Annotated in this window: 18 protein-coding genes; 12 read left to right on the forward strand and 6 right to left on the reverse strand. The window is 74.7% G+C overall.

The window, feature by feature from the left end:
* The first annotated feature begins 39 nt into the window (after positions 1-39).
* A complete protein-coding gene (hemB, locus tag EBO35_RS01890; RefSeq protein ID WP_122816225.1) occupies positions 40-1,035 on the forward strand; it encodes a porphobilinogen synthase in 996 nt (331 codons plus the stop codon).
* A gap of 45 nt (positions 1,036-1,080) precedes the next feature.
* Here the strand turns inward: hemB and EBO35_RS01895 are convergent, their stop codons facing one another.
* Positions 1,081-2,352, reverse strand: coding sequence for a lytic transglycosylase domain-containing protein (locus EBO35_RS01895; RefSeq protein ID WP_122816226.1), 1,272 nt, complete (start codon positions 2,350-2,352; stop codon positions 1,081-1,083).
* Positions 2,353-2,608: 256 nt separating this feature from the next.
* Between EBO35_RS01895 and hemL the strand changes: the two genes are divergently transcribed.
* Genes hemL through ccsB form a run of 6 tightly spaced genes read left to right on the forward strand, consistent with a single transcriptional unit; the run spans position 2,609 to position 8,733 of the window.
* On the forward strand, positions 2,609-3,961 hold the full coding sequence (gene hemL / locus EBO35_RS01900) for a glutamate-1-semialdehyde 2,1-aminomutase (protein ID WP_122816227.1): 1,353 nt from the start codon (positions 2,609-2,611) through the stop codon (positions 3,959-3,961).
* Complete coding sequence (locus tag EBO35_RS01905) at positions 3,958-4,641, forward strand: histidine phosphatase family protein (RefSeq protein WP_122816228.1); 684 nt, start codon at positions 3,958-3,960, stop codon at positions 4,639-4,641. Before hemL ends, EBO35_RS01905 begins: the two co-directional genes overlap by 4 nt.
* Positions 4,642-4,643: 2 nt before the next feature.
* Positions 4,644-5,240 (forward strand): TlpA disulfide reductase family protein, encoded by a 597-nt coding sequence (locus tag EBO35_RS01910; RefSeq protein WP_122816229.1) that lies wholly within the window; start codon positions 4,644-4,646, stop codon positions 5,238-5,240.
* A gap of 3 nt (positions 5,241-5,243) precedes the next feature.
* Positions 5,244-6,011 (forward strand): cytochrome c biogenesis CcdA family protein, encoded by a 768-nt coding sequence (locus EBO35_RS01915; protein WP_122816230.1) that lies wholly within the window; start codon positions 5,244-5,246, stop codon positions 6,009-6,011.
* On the forward strand, positions 6,008-7,690 hold the full coding sequence (gene resB / locus EBO35_RS01920) for a cytochrome c biogenesis protein ResB (RefSeq protein ID WP_241153814.1): 1,683 nt from the start codon (positions 6,008-6,010) through the stop codon (positions 7,688-7,690). The genes EBO35_RS01915 and resB overlap by 4 nt, the downstream gene beginning before the upstream one ends.
* The gene (gene ccsB / locus EBO35_RS01925) at positions 7,687-8,733 is read left to right on the forward strand and encodes a c-type cytochrome biogenesis protein CcsB (protein WP_122816231.1); all 1,047 of its coding nucleotides are present in this window, start codon (positions 7,687-7,689) and stop codon (positions 8,731-8,733) included. The genes resB and ccsB overlap by 4 nt, the downstream gene beginning before the upstream one ends.
* A 28-nt stretch (positions 8,734-8,761) precedes the next feature.
* Here the strand turns inward: ccsB and EBO35_RS01930 are convergent, their stop codons facing one another.
* Entirely contained in the window at positions 8,762-8,977 is a 216-nt protein-coding gene (locus EBO35_RS01930; RefSeq protein WP_122816232.1) for a hypothetical protein, read from the reverse strand.
* Between the two features lie 23 nt (positions 8,978-9,000).
* On the opposite strand from EBO35_RS01930, the gene EBO35_RS01935 reads away from it, so the two are divergent.
* Entirely contained in the window at positions 9,001-9,276 is a 276-nt protein-coding gene (locus EBO35_RS01935; protein WP_241153815.1) for a DUF4229 domain-containing protein, read from the forward strand.
* Between the two features lie 36 nt (positions 9,277-9,312).
* Here EBO35_RS01935 and EBO35_RS01940 read toward each other — a convergent pair whose 3' ends face one another.
* Positions 9,313-10,200, reverse strand: a complete 888-nt coding sequence (locus tag EBO35_RS01940; protein WP_122816233.1) for a 1,4-dihydroxy-2-naphthoate polyprenyltransferase — start codon at positions 10,198-10,200, stop codon at positions 9,313-9,315.
* Between the two features lie 31 nt (positions 10,201-10,231).
* Positions 10,232-11,515 (reverse strand): MFS transporter, encoded by a 1,284-nt coding sequence (locus EBO35_RS01945; protein WP_122816234.1) that lies wholly within the window; start codon positions 11,513-11,515, stop codon positions 10,232-10,234.
* A gap of 36 nt (positions 11,516-11,551) precedes the next feature.
* Between EBO35_RS01945 and EBO35_RS01950 the strand changes: the two genes are divergently transcribed.
* The 3 genes from EBO35_RS01950 to menD are packed head-to-tail and all read left to right on the forward strand — an operon-like array spanning position 11,552 to position 15,158.
* Positions 11,552-12,583, forward strand: a complete 1,032-nt coding sequence (locus EBO35_RS01950) for an AMP-binding protein (RefSeq protein ID WP_241153816.1) — start codon at positions 11,552-11,554, stop codon at positions 12,581-12,583.
* Positions 12,580-13,536: an o-succinylbenzoate synthase gene (locus tag EBO35_RS01955; protein ID WP_122816236.1), complete on the forward strand. Its 957-nt coding sequence runs from the start codon at positions 12,580-12,582 to the stop codon at positions 13,534-13,536. Before EBO35_RS01950 ends, EBO35_RS01955 begins: the two co-directional genes overlap by 4 nt.
* Positions 13,533-15,158: a 2-succinyl-5-enolpyruvyl-6-hydroxy-3-cyclohexene-1-carboxylic-acid synthase gene (gene menD, locus EBO35_RS01960; RefSeq protein WP_122816237.1), complete on the forward strand. Its 1,626-nt coding sequence runs from the start codon at positions 13,533-13,535 to the stop codon at positions 15,156-15,158. The genes EBO35_RS01955 and menD overlap by 4 nt, the downstream gene beginning before the upstream one ends.
* Here menD and EBO35_RS01965 read toward each other — a convergent pair.
* The gene (locus EBO35_RS01965) at positions 15,155-15,709 is read right to left on the reverse strand and encodes a hypothetical protein (protein ID WP_122816238.1); all 555 of its coding nucleotides are present in this window, start codon (positions 15,707-15,709) and stop codon (positions 15,155-15,157) included. The genes menD and EBO35_RS01965 overlap by 4 nt on opposite strands.
* Before the next feature lie 71 nt (positions 15,710-15,780).
* Between EBO35_RS01965 and nhaA the strand changes: the two genes are divergently transcribed.
* Positions 15,781-17,664, forward strand: a complete 1,884-nt coding sequence (gene nhaA / locus EBO35_RS01970) for a Na+/H+ antiporter NhaA (protein ID WP_241153817.1) — start codon at positions 15,781-15,783, stop codon at positions 17,662-17,664.
* Here the strand turns inward: nhaA and EBO35_RS01975 are convergent.
* Positions 17,654-18,331 carry an NAD(P)H-binding protein gene (locus tag EBO35_RS01975; RefSeq protein ID WP_122816239.1) on the reverse strand — a complete coding sequence of 226 codons (678 nt, stop codon included), beginning with the start codon at positions 18,329-18,331 and terminating at the stop codon, positions 17,654-17,656. The two genes, nhaA and EBO35_RS01975, sit on opposite strands and share 11 nt — an antisense overlap.
* Positions 18,332-18,355 lie beyond the last annotated feature (24 nt).

Consider the following 18,355-nt stretch of genomic DNA (forward strand, 5'->3'; position numbering starts at 1 on the left):
TCTGCGCGTCCGCAACCGGCGGCGAGAGAGGATCGGCCCATGGAGAGCAACGCCCCCGTCCCCGGTCCCACGGTGCGCCCGCGCCGGCTGCGCACCACCCCGGCCCTGCGCCGGATGGTGGCCGAGACCTCGCTCGAGGCGCGCCAGCTGGTGCTCCCGGTCTTCGTGCGCGAGGGCATCGACGAGCCGGTCGCGATCTCCTCGATGCCCGGCGTGGTCCAGCACACCCGCTCCAGCCTGCTGGCGGCGGTGACCGAGGCCGCGGAGCTCGGGCTCGGCGGGGTGATGCTCTTCGGCATCCCCGCCCAGAAGGACGCCGTCGGCTCCGGCGCGACCGACCCGGCCGGGATCCTCAACCTCGCGATCACCGACGTGGTCGCCGAGGTCGGCGACGCGCTCACGGTGATGAGCGACCTGTGCCTCGACGAGTTCACCGACCACGGCCACTGCGGGCTGCTCACCCCGGACGGGCGGGTCGACAACGACCGCACCCTCGCGGTGTACGCCGAGATGGCGCAGGTCCAGGCCGACGCCGGCGTCGACATGGTCGGCCCCAGCGGCATGATGGACGGCCAGGTGGCGGTGATCCGCGCGGCGCTCGACCGGGCCGACCACACCGACGTCTCGATCCTGGCGTACTCCGCGAAGTACGCCTCGGCGTTCTACGGGCCGTTCCGGGAGGCCGTGGACTCCGCGCTCCAGGGCGACCGGCGCACCTACCAGCAGGACGGGGCCAACGCCGTCGAGGGCGTGCGCGAGGCCCTGCTCGACGTCGCCGAGGGCGCCGACCTGGTGATGGTGAAGCCGGCGCTGGCCTACCTCGACGTGCTACGCCGGGTCCGCGACGCCGTCGACGTGCCGGTGGCGGCGTACAACATCTCGGGGGAGTACGCGATGGTCGAGGCGGCCGCCGCGAACGGCTGGATCGACCGGGAGCCGGCCATCCTCGAGACCCTCACCTCGATCCGGCGGGCCGGTGCCGACGTGGTGCTGACCTACTGGGCCACCGAGGCGGCCCGCCTGCTCGCGCGCTGAGCCACGGGTCGGCCGGGGGCCGGTCGGGCCCGGGTCAGGGCCGGGTCAGGGCTGCGTGTAGCGCTCGACGCAGGCGCGGAACGCCGGAGTCAGCACGACGTACCCGTCCAGCACGCACTGGGCGCGGGCCTGGGTCTGGTTGAGCAGCTGGTCGACGGGCGGGATGCCGGTGCCGGGCAGCGGAGGCAGCGTCACGGTGGGCGCGCCGGGGATGCCGGGGCCGCCCTTGTCGACGGTGCCGCCCCCACTGTCGCCAGCACCGTCGCCCGCACCGCCGCCGTTGCCGGGCTGCTGGGGCTGGGTCGGCTTGGCAGGCTTGGGGGGCTTCACCGGTGCCGGTGCCGCCGCGATGCCCTCGTCGTCCTCGGGCTGGGTGACCCGGCCGCCGCCGGTCGTGCCCTCGCGCAGCTTCGTGCTCGCGCCGGGCTTCTTCGCGCTGGGCGCGCCGGCGGTCGTGCCGGGCCCGTTGCTCTGCGGGTCCGGGAGGAAGTAGCCGGCCGAGGTGGTCGCGTTGGGCACCGGGGCGAACTCGCCGGCGAGGTAGGAGGCCGCGATCGAGAGCACCAGGTCGACGTAGGAGTCGCTGTTGTTGTAGCGGTGCACGGCGGCCCGCTGGCCGGCCTCGGTGGCGAGGTCGTCCGCGCCGGAGCAGAGGTACACGGCGCTGGCCAGGGCGGCGTCGTCGACGTCCTGCGGGTTGCGGCGGCCGTCGCCGTCCGCGTCGACGCCCACCACCGACCAGGTGGAGGGAATGAACTGCATCGGGCCCACGGCGCGGTCCCAGACGGCGTCGCTGTCGAACTGGCCGGCGTCGGTGTCGCTGATCGCGCGGGTCTTCTTGGTCCCGTCCAGCGCCGGGCCGAAGATGCCGGGCACGGCCAGGCCGGCGTCGTCGAGGCGGTTGCCGCCGTAGCGGCCGTGGTCGGACTCGACCCGGCCGATCGCGGCGACCAGCTGCCAGCTGACGTTGCAGGAGGTGTCCGCGGCGTTGATCACGGTCTCGGCACGCTGGTAGGCGGCGAGGGCGACCGCCGGGATGCCGGAGGTGGAGGCGGAGGAGACGACCTGGGCCGGGTCGGTGCCGCGCAGCCCGGGGGCGACGACGTCGGGAGCGGACACGCTCGCGGGGGCCTCGATCGCGCGGGTCGGCACGCTGGTGCCGTCGGGGAGGCCCTCGGCCACCGCCGGGGCCGGGGCGGAGACGGAGGTGGTCGCCGAGCCGACGCCCGCGAGGCTGGCGGTCCAGGCCGCCGACAGGAGCGCGAGCGGGACCAGTGCGGTGGCCTTCTGTGCTCGCCCGAAACGGTTGGCTGACATCTCGCGACTCCTGTGACACGGCTGGACGCCGGGCTCTGCCTGACCGGGTGCCCGCGGCACCCGGAGTTACTGCTGGAACGAATCTGGAACGAATGGTGTCACGGCCAGGTTACGGCCGTGGGCCTTTCCGGGGCCTCCCACGGATGGGGGAGGATCGGCGGACACCGACTCTGTTCCCGTGACCCGCGTCACGCAAACCAGGCGCGGCCCCGCGGCGGGCCCGGAGCAGGTTGGTCCGCTGGGGGACAATGAGTCCGTGCCTGCCCCCACCTCGTCCGAGCCTCACGCCCCCGCGCAGGGGACCACGCGCTCGGAGGACCTGTTCGCGCGCGCCCGCGCAGTGACCCCCGGCGGGGTGAACTCCCCGGTGCGCGCCTTCAACGCGGTCGGCGGCACCCCTCGGTTCATCCGGTCCGCGGCCGGTGCCTGGCTGAGCGACGTCGACGGCAACGAGTACGTCGACCTGGTCTGCTCCTGGGGCCCGATGCTGCTGGGCCACGCCCACCCCGAGGTGCTGGCCGCCGTGCAGGCCGCGGTCGCCCGGGGCACGTCGTACGGCACCCCGACCGAGCCCGAGGTCGAGCTGGCCGAGGAGATCGTGGCCAGGACCTCCGTCGAGGCCGTCCGGTTCGTCTCCTCCGGCACCGAGGCGACGATGTCCGCGATCCGGCTGGCGCGCGGCTTCACCGGCCGCGACGTCGTGGTCAAGTTCGCCGGCTGCTACCACGGCCACGTCGACGCGCTGCTGGCGTCGGCCGGCTCCGGGCTGGCGACCTTCGCGGTCCCCGGCACGCCGGGCGTCCCGGTCTCCTCGACCGAGCTGACGCTGGTGCTGCCCTACAACGACCGGGCCGCCGTCGAGGCGGCCTTCGCCGAGCACGGCGACCGGATCGCGTGCCTGATCACCGAGGCCGCTCCCGGCAACATGGGCATCGTTCCGCCCGAGCCCGGCTTCAACGAGTTCCTCGCCGCGACCTGCCGGCGTCACGGTGCGCTGTTCGTCAGCGACGAGGTGATGACCGGGTTCCGCGCCTCCAGGCAGGGCCAGTGGGGCCTCGACGGCGCCGTCGAGGGCTGGGCCCCGGACCTGACCACGTTCGGCAAGGTGATGGGCGGTGGCTTCCCGGCCGCCGCGTTCGGCGGCCGCGCCGACGTGATGGCCCACCTCGCCCCGCAGGGGCCGGTCTACCAGGCCGGCACGCTCGCCGGGAACCCCGTCGCCACCACCGCCGGGCTGGCGACGCTGCGGCTGGCCACCGACGAGGTCTACGCCCACATCGGCGCGGCCGGCGACACCATCCGCTCGGCCGTCGCGACCGCGCTCGCCGAGGCCGGCGTCCCGCACACCGTGCAGGCCAGCGGCACCATGTTCTCGGTCTTCCTGTGCGAGGGGCCGGTGCGCGACTTCACCGACGCCTCCCGCACCGACACCGCGGCGTACGCCGCGTTCTTCCACGCGATGCTCGAGGCCGGGGTCTACCTGCCGCCCTCGGCGTACGAGACCTGGTTCCTCTCCAGCGCGCACGACGACCGCGCGGTGCAGACCGTCCTGGACGCGCTGCCCGGCGCCGCGCGTGCCGCCGCCCGAGCCACGGAGGTGAGCGCGTGAGCGCCACGCCCGACACGATCGTCCACCTGCTGCGCCACGGCGAGGTCTACAACCCCGGCGGCGTGCTCTACGGCCGCCGCGACGGCTTCCACCTCTCCGAGCGCGGCCAGCAGATGGCGCAGCGGGTCGCCGACGTCCTCGGCGAGCGCGACATCACCCACCTGGTCTCCTCGCCGCTGGAGCGGGCCAGGGAGACCGTCGCCCCGCTGGCGAAGGTCCGCGAGCTCGAGGTCGTCACCGACGAGCGCGTCATCGAGTCCACGAACGTCTTCGAGGGGATCAGCTTCGGCGAGGGGGCGCGCACGCTGCTCAAGCGCCCGCAGCTGTGGAAGCACCTGTGGAACCCGTTCCGGCCGTCGTGGGGCGAGCCCTACCGGGACATCGCGGCGCGGATGATGGCCGCCGTCGAGGACGCCCGGGTCGCCGCCGCCGGCCACGAGGCCGTCGTGGTCTCCCACCAGCTCCCGATCTGGACCACCCGCCTGCACGTGGAGAAGCGCTCGTTCGCGCACGACCCGCGCAGCCGCCAGTGCACGCTGTGCTCGCTGACCTCCTTCCACTTCGTCGGGGACCGCCTGACCCAGGTCTCCTACTCCGAGCCGGCCGGCGACCTGATCCCGGTCGCGGACCGCAGCGCGCCGTTCTCGGCCGGAGGCGCACCCGAGGAGCACAAGCCCTAGTCATGTCCGGTTCCCGCGCCCGGTCGGGCGTCCTGCTCGCCTGCCTGCTCCTGCTGCTTCCCGGCTGCTCCTCGCTGGGCGGCACCAACGACGGCGGATACATCTCCGGCGAGGGGCGGGTCGTGCAGTTCGAGCCCGGTGACCGGTCCGACCCGATCGAGCTGGCCGGGAAGACCCTGGAGGGCGACCCGATCGACCTCGCCGAGCGTCGGGGCGAGGTGGTCGTCGTCAACGCCTGGTGGTCCGGCTGCCCGCCGTGCCGCACCGAGATGCCGATGCTGGTGGAGGCCGAGCGCGAGCTCGCCGAGCTCGACGTCTCGTTCGTGGGCGTCAACATCCGCGACAACAGCCCCGCCAACGGGCTGGCCTTCCAGCGCCAGTTCGGCGTGGACTACCCCTCGATCTATGCAGTCGACGGTCAGGCCCTGCTGGCGTTCTCCGGCGTGACCAACCTGCGCACGATCCCCACGACGCTGGTCCTGGACCGTGAGGGCCGGGTCGCGGCGCTGGTCAACGGCGACATCCCCTCGAAGCTGACGCTGGTCGACGTGGTCGAGGAGGTCGCGGCGGAGGACGCCCCGGCCGGCAGCGGGGCGTGAGCCGTGGGTGAGACGTTCAGCGACATCGCCGGCTCCGGCGCGCTGGTGCTCGCGGTCCCGGTCGCGCTGCTGGCCGGCCTGGTCTCGTTCTTCTCGCCCTGCGTGATCCCGCTGCTGCCGGCGTACCTGTCCTACGCGACCGGGCTCTCCGGCGCGGACCTGGCCGCCGACGCCGCGAGCGGTCGGGTCCGGCGCGGCCGGATGCTGCTCGGCTCGGTGCTGTTCGTGCTGGGCTTCAGCTCCGTCTTCGTGCTGCTCGGCGTCGCCAGCGGCAGCGTGGCGTACTGGTTCAAGGTCAACGACGACACCCTCGACATCGTGCTCGGCCTGGTAGCGATCGTGCTCGGACTGGCGTTCATGGGCCTGGTGCCGTTCCTCCAGCGCGACGTGCGGGTGCACAAGGTGCCGTCGGTCGGGCTGGCCGCCGCGCCGCTGATCGGCTTCCTGTTCGGCCTGGGCTGGACCCCGTGCGCCGGTCCCACGCTGGGCGTGATCAGCACGCTCGCGTACGCCGAGGGCACCGCCGGCCGCGGGGCCCTGCTGCTCGGCGCCTACTCCGTCGGCATCGGGCTGCCGTTCATCCTGGCCGGGCTGTTCTGGGACCACGCCACCCGGGCCCTGGCGGTGCTGCGTCGCCACCAGCAGTGGCTGACCCGGATCGGCGGCGGGATGCTGATCCTGGTCGGGCTCGCGCTCCTCACCGGCTGGTGGGACTGGGCAGTCACCTGGCTCCAGCTGCACCTGATCAGCGACTTCGAGGTGTCGGTGTGAGCACCCGCAGGCCTCCGGCCGAGACCACCCCCGACCCCAGCACCCCCGACGAGACCCAGGGCGAGACCGTGGACCCATCGCGCCGCTCCGGCGAGCTGACCTTCCGTGAGCTGCTGCGCTGGGCGTGGCGCCAGCTCACCTCGATGCGCACCGCGCTGGTGCTGCTGCTCCTGCTGGCGCTGGCCGCGGTGCCGGGCTCGATCATCCCGCAGGAGGGGGTCGACTCCCTCAAGACCAGCCAGTGGCAGGAGGAGCACCCCGACCTGACGCCGGTCTACGAGCGGCTCGGGCTCTTCGACGTCTACGACGCGCCCTGGTTCTCCGCGATCTACATCCTGCTGATGATCTCGCTGGTCGGCTGCATCGTGCCGCGGCTGTTCGTCTACGCCCGCGCCCTGCGCGCCGCCCCGCCCCGGGCCCCGCGCAACCTGTCCCGGCTGCCCGACTCCACGGCGTACACGACCTCCGAGGACGTCGACGCGGTGCTGTCGCGGGCCCGGACCGTGCTGCGCGGGCGCCGCTACCGGGTCCGCGCCGCCGAGCTGGACGACCCGGGGGAGGGCGCGGTCAGCAGCGAGCGTGGCCACCTGCGCGAGGCCGGCAACCTGGTCTTCCACCTCTCGGTGCTCGTGGTGCTGGTCGGCTTCGCGATCGGCAGCCTGTTCGGCTACAAGGGCGGCGTGCTGCTGGTCGTCGGGCAGGGCTTCTCCAACAGCCTGACCCAGTACGACGACTTCGTGCCCGGCGACCTGTTCGACGCCGACGAGATGGAGCCGTTCTCGTTCACCGTCGACGAGTTCGACGTCGACTGGCTCCTCGACGGTCCCCGCAAGGGCATGGCCCAGGGGTTCAGCGCCGACCTGCGCTACCGGGAGCGCCCCGACGCCGAGGAGAAGTCCTACGACCTGCGCGTCAACCACCCGCTCGCGATCGGCGACACCGAGGTGTTCCTGATCGGCCACGGCTACGCCCCGGTGATCACGGTCCGCGACGGCACCGGCGAGGTCGCCTACAGCGGCCCGACGATCTTCCTGCCCCAGGACCAGGGGCTGCTCTCCTTCGGCGTCGTGAAGGCACCCGACGCCCGGCCCGCCCAGATCGGCCTGGAGGGGCTGTTCTACCCGACGTTCATCAACGTCGACGGCGACCCGACGAACCTGATGGGCGACCTGAACAACCCGCTGCTCTCGATGCTCGTCTACACCGGCGACCTCGGCCTCGACGACGGCTCCCCGCAGTCGGTGTACGTGCTGCCGAAGGGGGACGCCGAGCAGGTCCGCAACGCCGACGGGGAGCCGCTGCGCCTGGACCTGCAGGAGGGCCAGACCGCCGAGCTGCCCGACGGTCTCGGCTCGGTCACCTTCGAGGGCGTCGAGCAGTGGAACCGGCTCCAGATCAGCCAGACCCCCGGCAAGGAGCTGGCCCTCGGCGGCGTCGTGCTGGCCCTGATCGGCCTGTGCGGGTCGCTGTTCATCCGCCCGCGGCGGGTCTGGGTTCGTGCTCGCCGGGTGGACGGGGAGACACTGGTGGAGATCGCCGCGCTCGACCGCTCCGGCGGGGGCGACGTCACCGCCGAGATCCAGGCCGTCGCCGACGCCCTGCGTGACGCGCCGGCCGAGCCGGCCGCCCCCGACCACCACCAGTCAGCCGCAGCACCCCGGTCCAAGGAGGACTCGTGACCAACTCCGCGTGGGAGACGTTGAGCAACCAGGCGGTCGCCGCCTGTGGCGTCGTGTACTTCCTGGCCCTGCTCGCCCACCTCGTCGAGTGGTCGGCCCTGCGCCGGCTGCCGGTCACCGCCGGCTCGATCCCGGCCGCCGAGGCCACCCGCACCGCCGATCGGGGCGACGGGTCCGTCGCGGTGGCCGAGGGCGGGCCCGCCGACCCCGACACCGAGCGCCGTACCGCGCTCTTCGGGCGGCTCGGGCTGCTGCTGCTCGTGCTCGCGACAGCCGTGCACTTCGTGGCGCTGCTGGGCCGCGGCATGGCCGCCGACCCGAACCGGGTGCCGTGGGGCAACATGTACGAGTTCACGCTCTCGGGCACCTTCGTGGTCAGCCTCGGCTACCTGCTGCTCTACCGGAAGTTCCAGCTGGCCTGGATGGCGCCGATCGTGGCCTTCGTCGAGGTCGGGCTGCTGATGGCCGCGGTGATCTGGCTGCACGACGAGGTCGCCCCGCTGGCCGAGGCGCTCAACTCCCCGTGGCTGGTCCTGCACGTGGTGTCCGCGGTGATCGCGACCGGCGCCTTCACGCTGGGCGGCATCACCTCGGTGCTGTTCCTGCTCAAGGAGCGGGCGCTGCGCAAGGGCTCGACCGGCGGCTACCTCGCCCGGGTGCCCGGCCCCGACCGGCTCGACCTGATCTCCTACCGGATGCACGCCTTCGCGTTTCCGGTGTGGACGTTCGCGGCCCTGATCTCCGGCCCGATCTGGGCGCACCAGGCCTGGTCGTCGTACTGGAACTGGGACCCCAAGGAGGTCTGGGCCTTCATCACCTGGGTCGTCTACGCGGCGTACCTGCACGCCCGCGCGACGGCCGGCTGGAAGGGCCGCCACGCCGCGATCCTGGCGCTGGTGGGCCTGGCGACGCTGTGGTTCAACTTCATCGGGATCAACTTCTTCTCCACGACCAGCCAGCACTCCTACGCCGACGCCGCTCCGGCGATCGAGGCGCCGGCCGTGCCGGGCCTCGAGGCGCAGGGCCCGCCTGGCGCCGGCTGACGTCCGGGCTCAGGAGGCCTCGGGCTCCTCAGGGGGCCTCGGGCTCCTCGGGGGCCTCGGGGTCCCGGCGCTTGCGGTCCAGGCCGCGCAGGAAGTCCTCGTCGTCGTCCGGCGCGACCATCCGGGGCGGCTGCGGCCTCGGGGAGCGCCGGCGCACGACTGCGCCCCCACGGCGCTCGGCGACCCGGACGACCAGGTAGACCAGCACTGCGACGAGCGCCACCACCAGCAGGATCTTGAGCACCCCTCCAGGGTAGGGCGTCGTTGGTGAGCAACTACCCTGAGGGCGTGAAGGAGTTCTGGGTCTACACCGGTCTGCGCGCCCTGTTGTTCCTCGGGTCGTTCGCGCTCGTCCTGGCTGTCTGGCTGCTGGTCGCCGACACCGCCGAGCTCTTCTTCGTCGCGATCATCGCGCTCGTGCTCAGCGGCATCGGCTCCTACTTCCTGCTCTCGGCGCCCCGGCAGGCGTTCGCCCGCCGGGTCGAGCAGCGGGCCGAGTCGGCCAAGATCCGCTTCGAGGAGCGCAAGGCCCGCGAGGACTGAGCCGCCCCTGACCCGGGGTCCGCGCCCGCCCGCCGCTCAGCCGCAGACGGCCAGCGCGACGCCGACCAGCGCGGCCCAGGCCAGCTCGCCGGTGCCGGTGGTCTGCAGGACGGGGACCAGGGCGGGCCCGGTGGCGCCGCCGAGCACGGCGCGCAGCCCGGGGGCTGCCGGCAGCAGGAAGAGCAGCCCGACCAGCACCCACCAGGTCGTGGCGGCGGCGACCGCGACGACGGCGGCCGCGGCGACCAGCAGCAGGGCGGCGTACAGCAGCCGGGTGGCCCGGTCCCCGATCAGGACCGCGAGGGTGCGCTTGCCGGACTCGGTGTCGGTGGGGATGTCGCGCAGGTTGTTCACGACCAGGATCGCGCAGGCCAGCGCCCCGATCCCGATGGCCGCCCACAGCGCCGGCCACTCCCAGGTCCCGGTCTGCACGTACGTCGTGCCGAGCACCGCGACCAGGCCGAAGAAGACGAACACCATCACCTCGCCCAGGCCCAGGTAGCCGTAGGGCCGGGAGCCGCCGGTGTAGTACCAGGCGGCGAGCACGCACACGACGCCGACGGCCACCAGCCACCAGGCGGTCGTGGCGGCGAGCGCCACGCCGGCCACGCCGGCCACGCCGAAGGCGAGGAACGCCGCGCGCTTCACCGCCGCGGGGGTGGCGACCCCGGAGCCGACCAGCCGCATCGGGCCGACCCGGTCGGCGTCGGTGCCGCGGATCCCGTCGGAGTAGTCGTTGGCGTAGTTGACGGCCACCTGCAGCGCCAGGCTCACCACCAGGGCGAGCAGCGCCTTCCACCACACGAAGCCGTCGGCGTACGCCGCGACGCCGCTGCCGGCGAGCACCGGGGCGAGCGCCGCCGGCAGGGTGCGCGGGCGGGCGCCGGCGAGCCACTGGCCAGGGGTCGGGGACGAGGTTGCCACGGGGGGTGATTCAACACCGCTCCGGCCCGGTTCAGCGCGTCGGGTCGAGGTCGTGGCGCTCCAGGAAGCGCTGCGCGGCCCGGGCGGCGGGGTGGATCCCGATCGCGGCGACCACCACGATCCCGGCGATCACCAGCCAGCCGGTGGCGCCCCACTCCATGGCCAGGTAGGTGTACAGGGCCGGAGCCCACACGTAGCCGAGGGTGCTGCCGAGGTTGCCGGCTCCCTGGTACTCCCCGCGCCGGTCCGGGTCGGAGAGCTCGGACTCCAGGGCCCAGCTGGCGGCGGAGAGGTAGAGCTCGGCCCCGGTCACGGTGACGTGGCCGACCCAGACCAGCGCGATCGTGGGCCACCCGACGGTGTCGTGGGTGGCCAGCGTGATCAGGCAGGAGACGACGAAGAACACGCTGCTGACCCGGACGGCCTTGAGGGCCGAGGACACGTCGCGCACGCCGCGGGAGGCGGCCATCGGCAGCAGCACGCACATCACGGTGTTGGTGGCGAACAGCCAGGCGAGCAGCACCCGCGGGGCGTCGGTCGCCTCGACCAGCCACAGCGGGATCACGATCTGCAGCAGCACCTGGTTGGTGTTGAGCACCCCGGTGAAGAACGAGGTGACCAGGAAGCCCCGGTTGCGCAGCGCCCCGGGCACCTGGCGCTGCGCCGGCTCGTGGGCGTCGGCGACCGCGCCGGCCACGGCCTCCTCCAGCGCCGACGGCCGCTCGCGGTGCCGGGCGGCGGGGAGCCGGGTGATCCAGTAGGCGTTCACCAGCCCCAGCGCGGCCACCAGCCACGGCAGCCCGCGGACCAGGTCCAGGCTGCCGACGCCGAGCGCGATGCCGCCCAGGGCGGCGCCGAGCGTGAAGCCCAGATTGAGCGCGGAGTACATGTACGCCTGGGTGCGGACCCGCTCGTCGCGGGGGACCAGGTCCAGCACGTAGGCGCCGCGACCGGCGCCGCCGGCGCTGTTGACGACCTCCAGGATCACGCTGACCACCAGGTAGGCGGCGAACCCGTGCACGAACGGCCACACGGCGTACATGCCGGCCGTCGCGACTGCGCCGAGCGCCCAGGTCCGCTGCGGGCCGATCCGGTCGGCGAGCTTGCCGGCCGGGACGGCGACCAGGAACGACACGACGCCGGCGATCGTGATGCCGAGCCCCACCTGGGCGGCGCTCAGCCCCACCACCTGGGTGAAGAAGACCGCGCTGGCGGTGATCGCGGCCCCGTCGCCGACGGCGTAGAGCACCGACTGGGTGGAGAGACGACCGGCCAGCGGCGTGGGGGGCTTGAGCTGGTCCAGGCGGGTCGGCACCGGAGCATGGGACCACGCAGGACTAGCGTTCGTCTGGTGGATTCCGCTCCGACCGACGCCCGCGCCACCGTCGCCGCGCTCAGGACGTGGCTGACCTCACAGGCCGAGCCCGACCCGTGGACGGTCCAGACGTCGGGGTCGACCGGTCGCCCCAAGCGCGTCCTGCTGCCGCGCTCAGCGGTGCTGGCCTCGGTGGCGGCCTCGGCGCGGCGGGTCGGCGCGACCGGCCGCTGGCTGCTCGCGGTCCCGGCGGCGTACGTCGCGGGCGTGCAGGTCGTGTGCCGCTCGCTGGCGGCGGGCCACGAGCCGGTGCTGCTCGAGGACCACCAGTCCTTCGCGGCGGCGACCGAGGCGATGGGCCCCGGCGACCGGTTCGTCTCGCTGGTGCCGACCCAGCTGCACCGGCTGCTGGCGGACCCGGAGTCGGCCGCGGCGCTGGTCACCTTCCACACGCTGCTGCTCGGCGGCGGGCCGATCGACCCTGCGCTGCGCGCTCGGGCCGAGGCGGCCGGGGTGCGGGTGGTGGCGACCTATGGCTCGGCGGAGACCGCGGGCGGCTGCGTCTACGACGGCGTGCCACTGGACGGGGTGGCTGTCGCGCTGGAGGCGGACGGGCGGATCCGGCTCGGCGGCCCGACGCTGTTCGCCGGCTACGAGGGCGACCCGGCGCTGACCGCGGAGGTCCTCGTGGACGGCTGGTTCCGGACCTCCGACGCGGGCCGCTTCGACGAGGACGGCCGGCTGCAGGTGCTCGGCCGCCTCGACGATGTCGTGGTCACGGGCGGCGTCAACGTGCCGGGCCCGGCCGTCGCCGCCCGGCTGCGCGAGCACCCCGACGTGGTGGCCGCCGAGGTGCTCGGCGTCCCCGACGAGGAGTGGGGCAACCGGCTGGTGGCGTTCGTCGTGGGCCGGCTCCCGCTGGCCGATGCCCGCGACTGGGTGGCGGCGGCGCATCCCCGATCCTGGGCGCCGCGCCAGGTGGTCGCGCTCGACGACCTGCCGATGCTGGCCAACGGCAAGCCGGACCGGCTGCGGCTGCGCGCCCTGGCCGGGGAGGCGGAGCGGTGAGGGTCTGGAGCATCCCGATGCGGACCCGCTTCCGCGGCATCACGGTGCGCGAGGGAGTGCTGTTCCAGGACCCCGACACCGGCCGGTGGGGGGAGTGGAGCCCGTTCCTGGACTACGACCCGGCGGTCAGCGAGCCCTGGCTGCGCTGCGCCGAGGAGGCCGCGGCCGGGGACTGGCCGGAGCCGCTGCGGGCCAGCGTGCCGGTCAACGTCACAGTGCCCGCGGTCGGTCCCCAGGCGGCGTACGACGTCGTGCGCCGCGGGGGCTGCCGCACCGCGAAGGTCAAGGTCGCCGAGCCCGGCCAGACGCTCGCCGACGACCTGGCGCGGGTGGAGGCGGTCCGCGACGCGCTGGGCCCCGAGGGCCGGGTCCGGGTCGACGCGAACGGCGGCTGGCCGGTCGAGGAGGCCGTGGCCGCCGTCCGGGCGCTGGACCGCGCCGCCGGCGGCCTGGAGTACGTCGAGCAGCCGTGCGCGTCGGTCGAGGACCTGGCCCGGGTGCGCCGCCGCGTGGACGTGCCGGTCGCGGCCGACGAGTCCATCCGCCGGGCCGCCGACCCCTACCGGGTGCGCGACCTGGAGGCCGCCGACATCGCGGTGCTCAAGGTCCAGCCCCTCGGCGGGGTCCGGGCCTGCCTGCGGATCGCCGAGGACATCGGGCTGCCGGTGGTCGTCTCCTCCGCCCTGGAGTCCTCGGTCGGGATCGCCGCGGGCGTGGCCCTGGCCGCGGCGCTGCCCGAGCTGCCGCACGCCTGCGGGCTGGCGACCGTCCAGCTGCTCACCGACGACGTCACGGTCGACCCGCTGCTGCCGGTCGACGGCGCCCTGCCGGTGCGGCTGCCGACGGTGGACCCGGCGGCGCTGGATCGGCTGAGCGCCGACCCGGAGCGGGTGGCGGCCTGGGAGGCGCGGCTCGCGGCGGTGCGCGCCGTGCGGCAGGATCGCCGGTCGTGACCAGCCCCGAGACCGGTTCCGCGACCGCCCACGCCCGGGCCGTGCTGACGGCCCTGCTCGACGCCGGGGTGAGCGAGGTCGTGCTGGCTCCCGGCTCCCGCAACGCGCCGCTGTCCTTCGCGGCGTACGACGCCGCGGCGGCGGGCCGGCTGCGGCTGCACACCCGCATCGACGAGCGCTCGGCCGGCTTCGTCGCCCTGGGCCTGACCAAGGTCGGGGCCCGGGCGGCGGTGCTGTGCACGTCCGGGACCGCGGTGGCCAACCTGCATCCCGCCGTCCTCGAGGCGGCGCACGCCGGGCTGCCGCTGGTGGTCCTCACCGCCGACCGCCCGGCCCGGCTGCGCGGCACCGGCGCGAACCAGACCACCGACCAGGTCGGCATCTTCGGGCCCCTGGTGACGACCCGCGACCTCGCGGCCGGCGACCCGCTCCCCGAGCCGGAGGCCGCCGGGCCGACGCACTGGAACGTCCAGCTCGACGAGCCGCTGGTGCCGGCCGACCGGTGGGTGCTCCCGCCCGCGGGCACTTCCGCCGAGACCGAGATCGAGACCGAGGCCGGGGCCGGCGTCCCCGCCGGCACCGGTGCCCCGCACCGCCTGGCCCGCGGGCCACGGACCGTCGTGGTCGCCGGTGACGACGCCGGCGCGGCCGCCCGGGTGCTGGCCGAGCGGGGCGGCTGGCCGGTGCTGGCCGAGCCCAGCAGCGGGTCGCGGACCGGGCCGAACGCGCTGCGCTGCTGCCGGCTGCTGCTCGACACCGAGCTGGCCAGCAGCATCGAGCGGGTGGTGGTGCTGGGCCACCCGACCCTGTCCCGGCCGGTCAGCCGGCTGCTGGCCCGTCCCGACGTCGAGACGATCGCGGTGCGCCACCGCGGGACCTGGTCGGACCCGGCGTACCCGGCGCTGCTGCTGGGGACCGCGCCCGAGCTCGACGACGCTCCGGCGGCCGACCCGGGCTGGCTGGCCGCCTGGCTGGCGGCCGACCGCTCGGTCTCCCGGCAGCTCGACGCGCTGCTGGCCGCCGAGCCCGCGCTCACGCCGTACGACGTGGCCGGCGCGGTCGCACGCGCGCTGCCGCCCCGGGGGCTGCTGCACGTCGGGGCCTCGAACCCGATCCGCGACCTGGACCTGATGGCGCCCGCCCATCCGGTCCACGAGCGCCGCAAGGTGATCGCCAACCGCGGGCTGGCCGGCATCGACGGCGTCGTGTCGACGGCGATCGGCGCCGCGCTGGGTCGCCCCTACGGCAGCCGCAGCCTCGCGCTGCTGGGCGACGTCACGTTCCTCCACGACGCCAACGGGCTGATCCTGGGCCCCGACGAGCCGCGGCCGGACCTGACGATCGTGGTCGTCAACGACGACGGCGGGTCGATCTTCGCCACCCTGGAGCAGGGCGCTGCCGAGCACGCCGGGCCGTTCGAGCGGATCTTCGCGACGCCGCACCGCGTCGACCTCGCCGCGCTGTGCGCCGCGACCCGGACCCCGCACTGGCAGGTCGGAACCCGCGCCGAGCTCGAGCACGCGCTGGCCAGCCCCAACGGCGGCATCGAGGTGGTCGAGGCCGTCGTGGGCCGCGCGGGGCGGCGCGACCTGGACGCCCGGATCCGGGCCCTGGCTCCCTAGCCGGCCGCGGGGTCGGCGACGTCGGCACACGCCGCCTCGAGCTGCTCGCGGGTGTCGGTGAGCGCGACGGCGAGCTCGCCGGTGAGCGCGGTCAGGTCCTCGCCGGTGGCGACCTCTGGCACGACGGCGCGGTAGGCGCCCAGGGCCTCGGCGTGCGCGGCCGCGGCGGCGTACGTCGTCTCGTCGAGGTCGGGGGTGGTCGCCGCCTGCTGGGTAGCCGCGACCGCCTCGTCCAGCGTGGCCGCTGTCGCCTCCACGTCCACCCAGTCGAAGTAGAACTCGACGCCGTCGAGGCCGCCCACCGAGGACGCCCCCGCCTGGACCGTCTCCAGCTCCTCGCTCAGCCGGGGCTCGGGGTACTGCGTCCGCCAGGTCCGGCAGGCAGTCGTGTGCGCCGCCGCTGTCCGCTCGGCGGCCGCGTCGCCCTCCGACGCGGCCGGGTCCGGGGAGGGCCCCGAGGGGAGCAGTGTGAAGCCGACGACCGCGGCCACGGCGCCGGCGCCGACGAGGATGGGAAGGACGGTGGTCCGCAGCCGCGAGGAGGTGGTCACGGGGCCAGGCTCTCCCGGCTCGCCGCCGAGAGCAACCGCAGGCCCTGGGACCGGGCCCTATCCTGGGCCCCGTGAGCGGCCTGGACACCGGAGCGACGCGGTGCGGCGCCGGCGGCACCGACGACTTCGAGCGTCAGGCGCCCTCGCCGCTGCGGGCCTTCATCTCCACCGAGGCGGGCAGCGCCGGCCTGCTCGTGGCGGTCTCGCTGCTCGCGCTGGCCTGGGCCAACTCGCCCTGGTCGGACTCCTACGTGGACCTGTGGCACACGGTCGTCTCGGTGTCCGTCGGGAGCGGCGGGATCTCCCTGGACCTGCACCACTGGATCAACGACGGCGTGATGGTGCTGTTCTTCTTCGTCATCGGCCTGGAGGTACGCCGCGAGCTGGCGGTCGGCGAGCTCACCGACCGCCGCCGGGTCGTGGTGCCGCTGGTCGCGGGCATCGGCGGGATGCTGGTGCCCGCGGCGCTGTACCTGGCGCTGAATCCCGCCGGCGACGCCGCGCGCGGCTGGGGCATCGTGATCGGCACCGACACCGCCTTCCTGCTCGGCGTGCTGGCGCTGGTGGGCCCGGCGGTCTCCACCCAGCTGCGGATCTTCCTGCTCACGCTCACCGTCATCGACGACATCGTCGCGGTCAGCGTGATCGGGCTGGTCTACTCCGAGTCGCTGGCGCTGCGGCCGCTGCTGGTCGCGGCCGCCTGCCTGGTCGGCCTGGTGGTGCTGGACCGGGTCGGCCAGTGGCGGGCCTGGCCCTACGTCGTCCTGGTGGTCGTGCTCTGGGTCGCGACCCTGGAGTCCGGGCTGCACGCCTCGATCGCGGGGATGGTGGCCGGGCTGCTGGTGCCGGCCGAGGCACCGAGCCGCCGCCTGGTCGAGTCCGCGGCCGTCGGGTTCCGCGCCTTCCGGCAGTCGCCGATGCCCGACGTGCAGCGCGCGGCGCGGCGGACCCTGAACCGGGCGATCTCGGTCAACGAGCGCCTCCAGGAGGTGCTGCACGCCCCGACCAGCTACGTCGTCGTGCCGCTGTTCGCCCTGGCCAACGCCGGGGTCGACCTGCGCGACGGGGTGCTGGGCGAGGCGCTGACGTCGGCGGTGACCTGGGGCGTGGTGCTCGGGCTGGTGGTGGGCAAGCTGGTCGGCATCGGAGGCGGCGCGCTGCTGGCGGTCCGGCTTGGGCTCGGCCGGCTCCCGCAGGGGGTCGGCACCGGGCACCTGATGGGCGGCGCCGCCCTGTCCGGGATCGGCTTCACGGTCTCGCTGCTGATCATCGGGCTGGCCTTCGCCGACGACCCGGCCGTCCAGGACCAGGCCACCGTCGGCGTGCTGCTCGCCGCGGTGCTGGCCAGCGTGGTGGGCTGGCTGCTGTTCCAGGTGGCGGCGCGGATGTTCGGCCAGCACGACGCCGCGCTCCCGACCCTGCTCAGCGAGCCCGTCGACCCGGAGGTCGACCACGTCCGCGGCCCGGTCGACGCCGAGCTGACCCTCGTCGAGTACCTCGACTTCGAGTGCCCGTTCTGCGGACGGGCCACCGGCATGGCCCGGGAGGTGCGCGCCTACTTCGGGGACCGGCTGCGCTACGTCGCCCGGCACCTCCCGCTCGCGGTGCACCCGCACGCGGAGCTCGCCGGGGTGGCCGCGGAGGCGGCCGACCGGCAGGGGCGCTTCTGGGAGATGCACGACCTGCTGTTCCAGCACCAGGACGAGCTCGAGCTCGCCGACCTGGCCGGGTACGCCGCCGACCTCGGGCTCGACGTGGAGCAGTTCCTGCGCGACCTCGAGGACGACCGGCTCGCGGCCCGGCTCCAGCGCGACGTCGCCAGCGCGCAGGCCAGCGGGGTCCGCGGGACCCCCACGTTCTTCATCGGCGAGCGGCGCCACGAGGGCCCGCACGACGCCCGGACGCTGATCGCCGCGCTCGAGGCGAGCGCGGCGGGCCGGCCGGTCAGGACCTGAGCGCCTCCTCCAGGGTGCGCGGCGGATGCCCGGCGACCCGGCGTACGTCGTCGGTGACCTCGGCGACCGAGCCGTCCCGGATCGCTGTGTAGGTGCTCACCCAGGCGTCCAGCTGCCACTGCTCGGCGCCGTACCGGTCCCGCCGCCAGGCGTAGGCCTCGTCCTCGGTCTCGTCGACGAAGCGCAGCTCGCGGCCGAGCGCGGCACCGGCCCGCTCGGCGACCTCGGCCAGCGTGAGCGCCTCCGGCCCGCTCAGCGTGCGCAGGATCGTGAACGCCATCCCGGACTCCCGGATCGCGGCCTCGGCGTCCGCGTGGTCGCGGCCCAGCGTGAAGGTCGCGTCCGGCGCGGCGCCGGCGAACGAGGTGTAGACGACGTGCTCGACCCCCGCCCGGGCCGCGGCGCCGATGAACGCGCGGTGCTGGGCGCGACGGTCGGCCGACTCCGAGGCGGAGACCATGAACAGGGTCCGCACCCCGCGCAGCGCCTCCTCGGCGCCGGCCGGGTCGGCGTAGTCGCAGGCCCGCAGGTCGGTGTCCAGGTCCGGGGCCCGGCTGGGATCGCGGGCCAGCAGCCGCAGGTCGAGGCGGAAGTCGTCGGCCAGCGCGCGCACGACCAGGCCGCCGAGCGCGCCGGTCACGCCCGTCAGGGCGATGGCAGTCGTCATGACCCCATCGTTACCCAGCCCGGG

The sequence above is a fragment of the Nocardioides pantholopis genome, from assembly GCF_003710085.1.
GTDB lineage: Bacteria > Actinomycetota > Actinomycetes > Propionibacteriales > Nocardioidaceae > Nocardioides > Nocardioides pantholopis.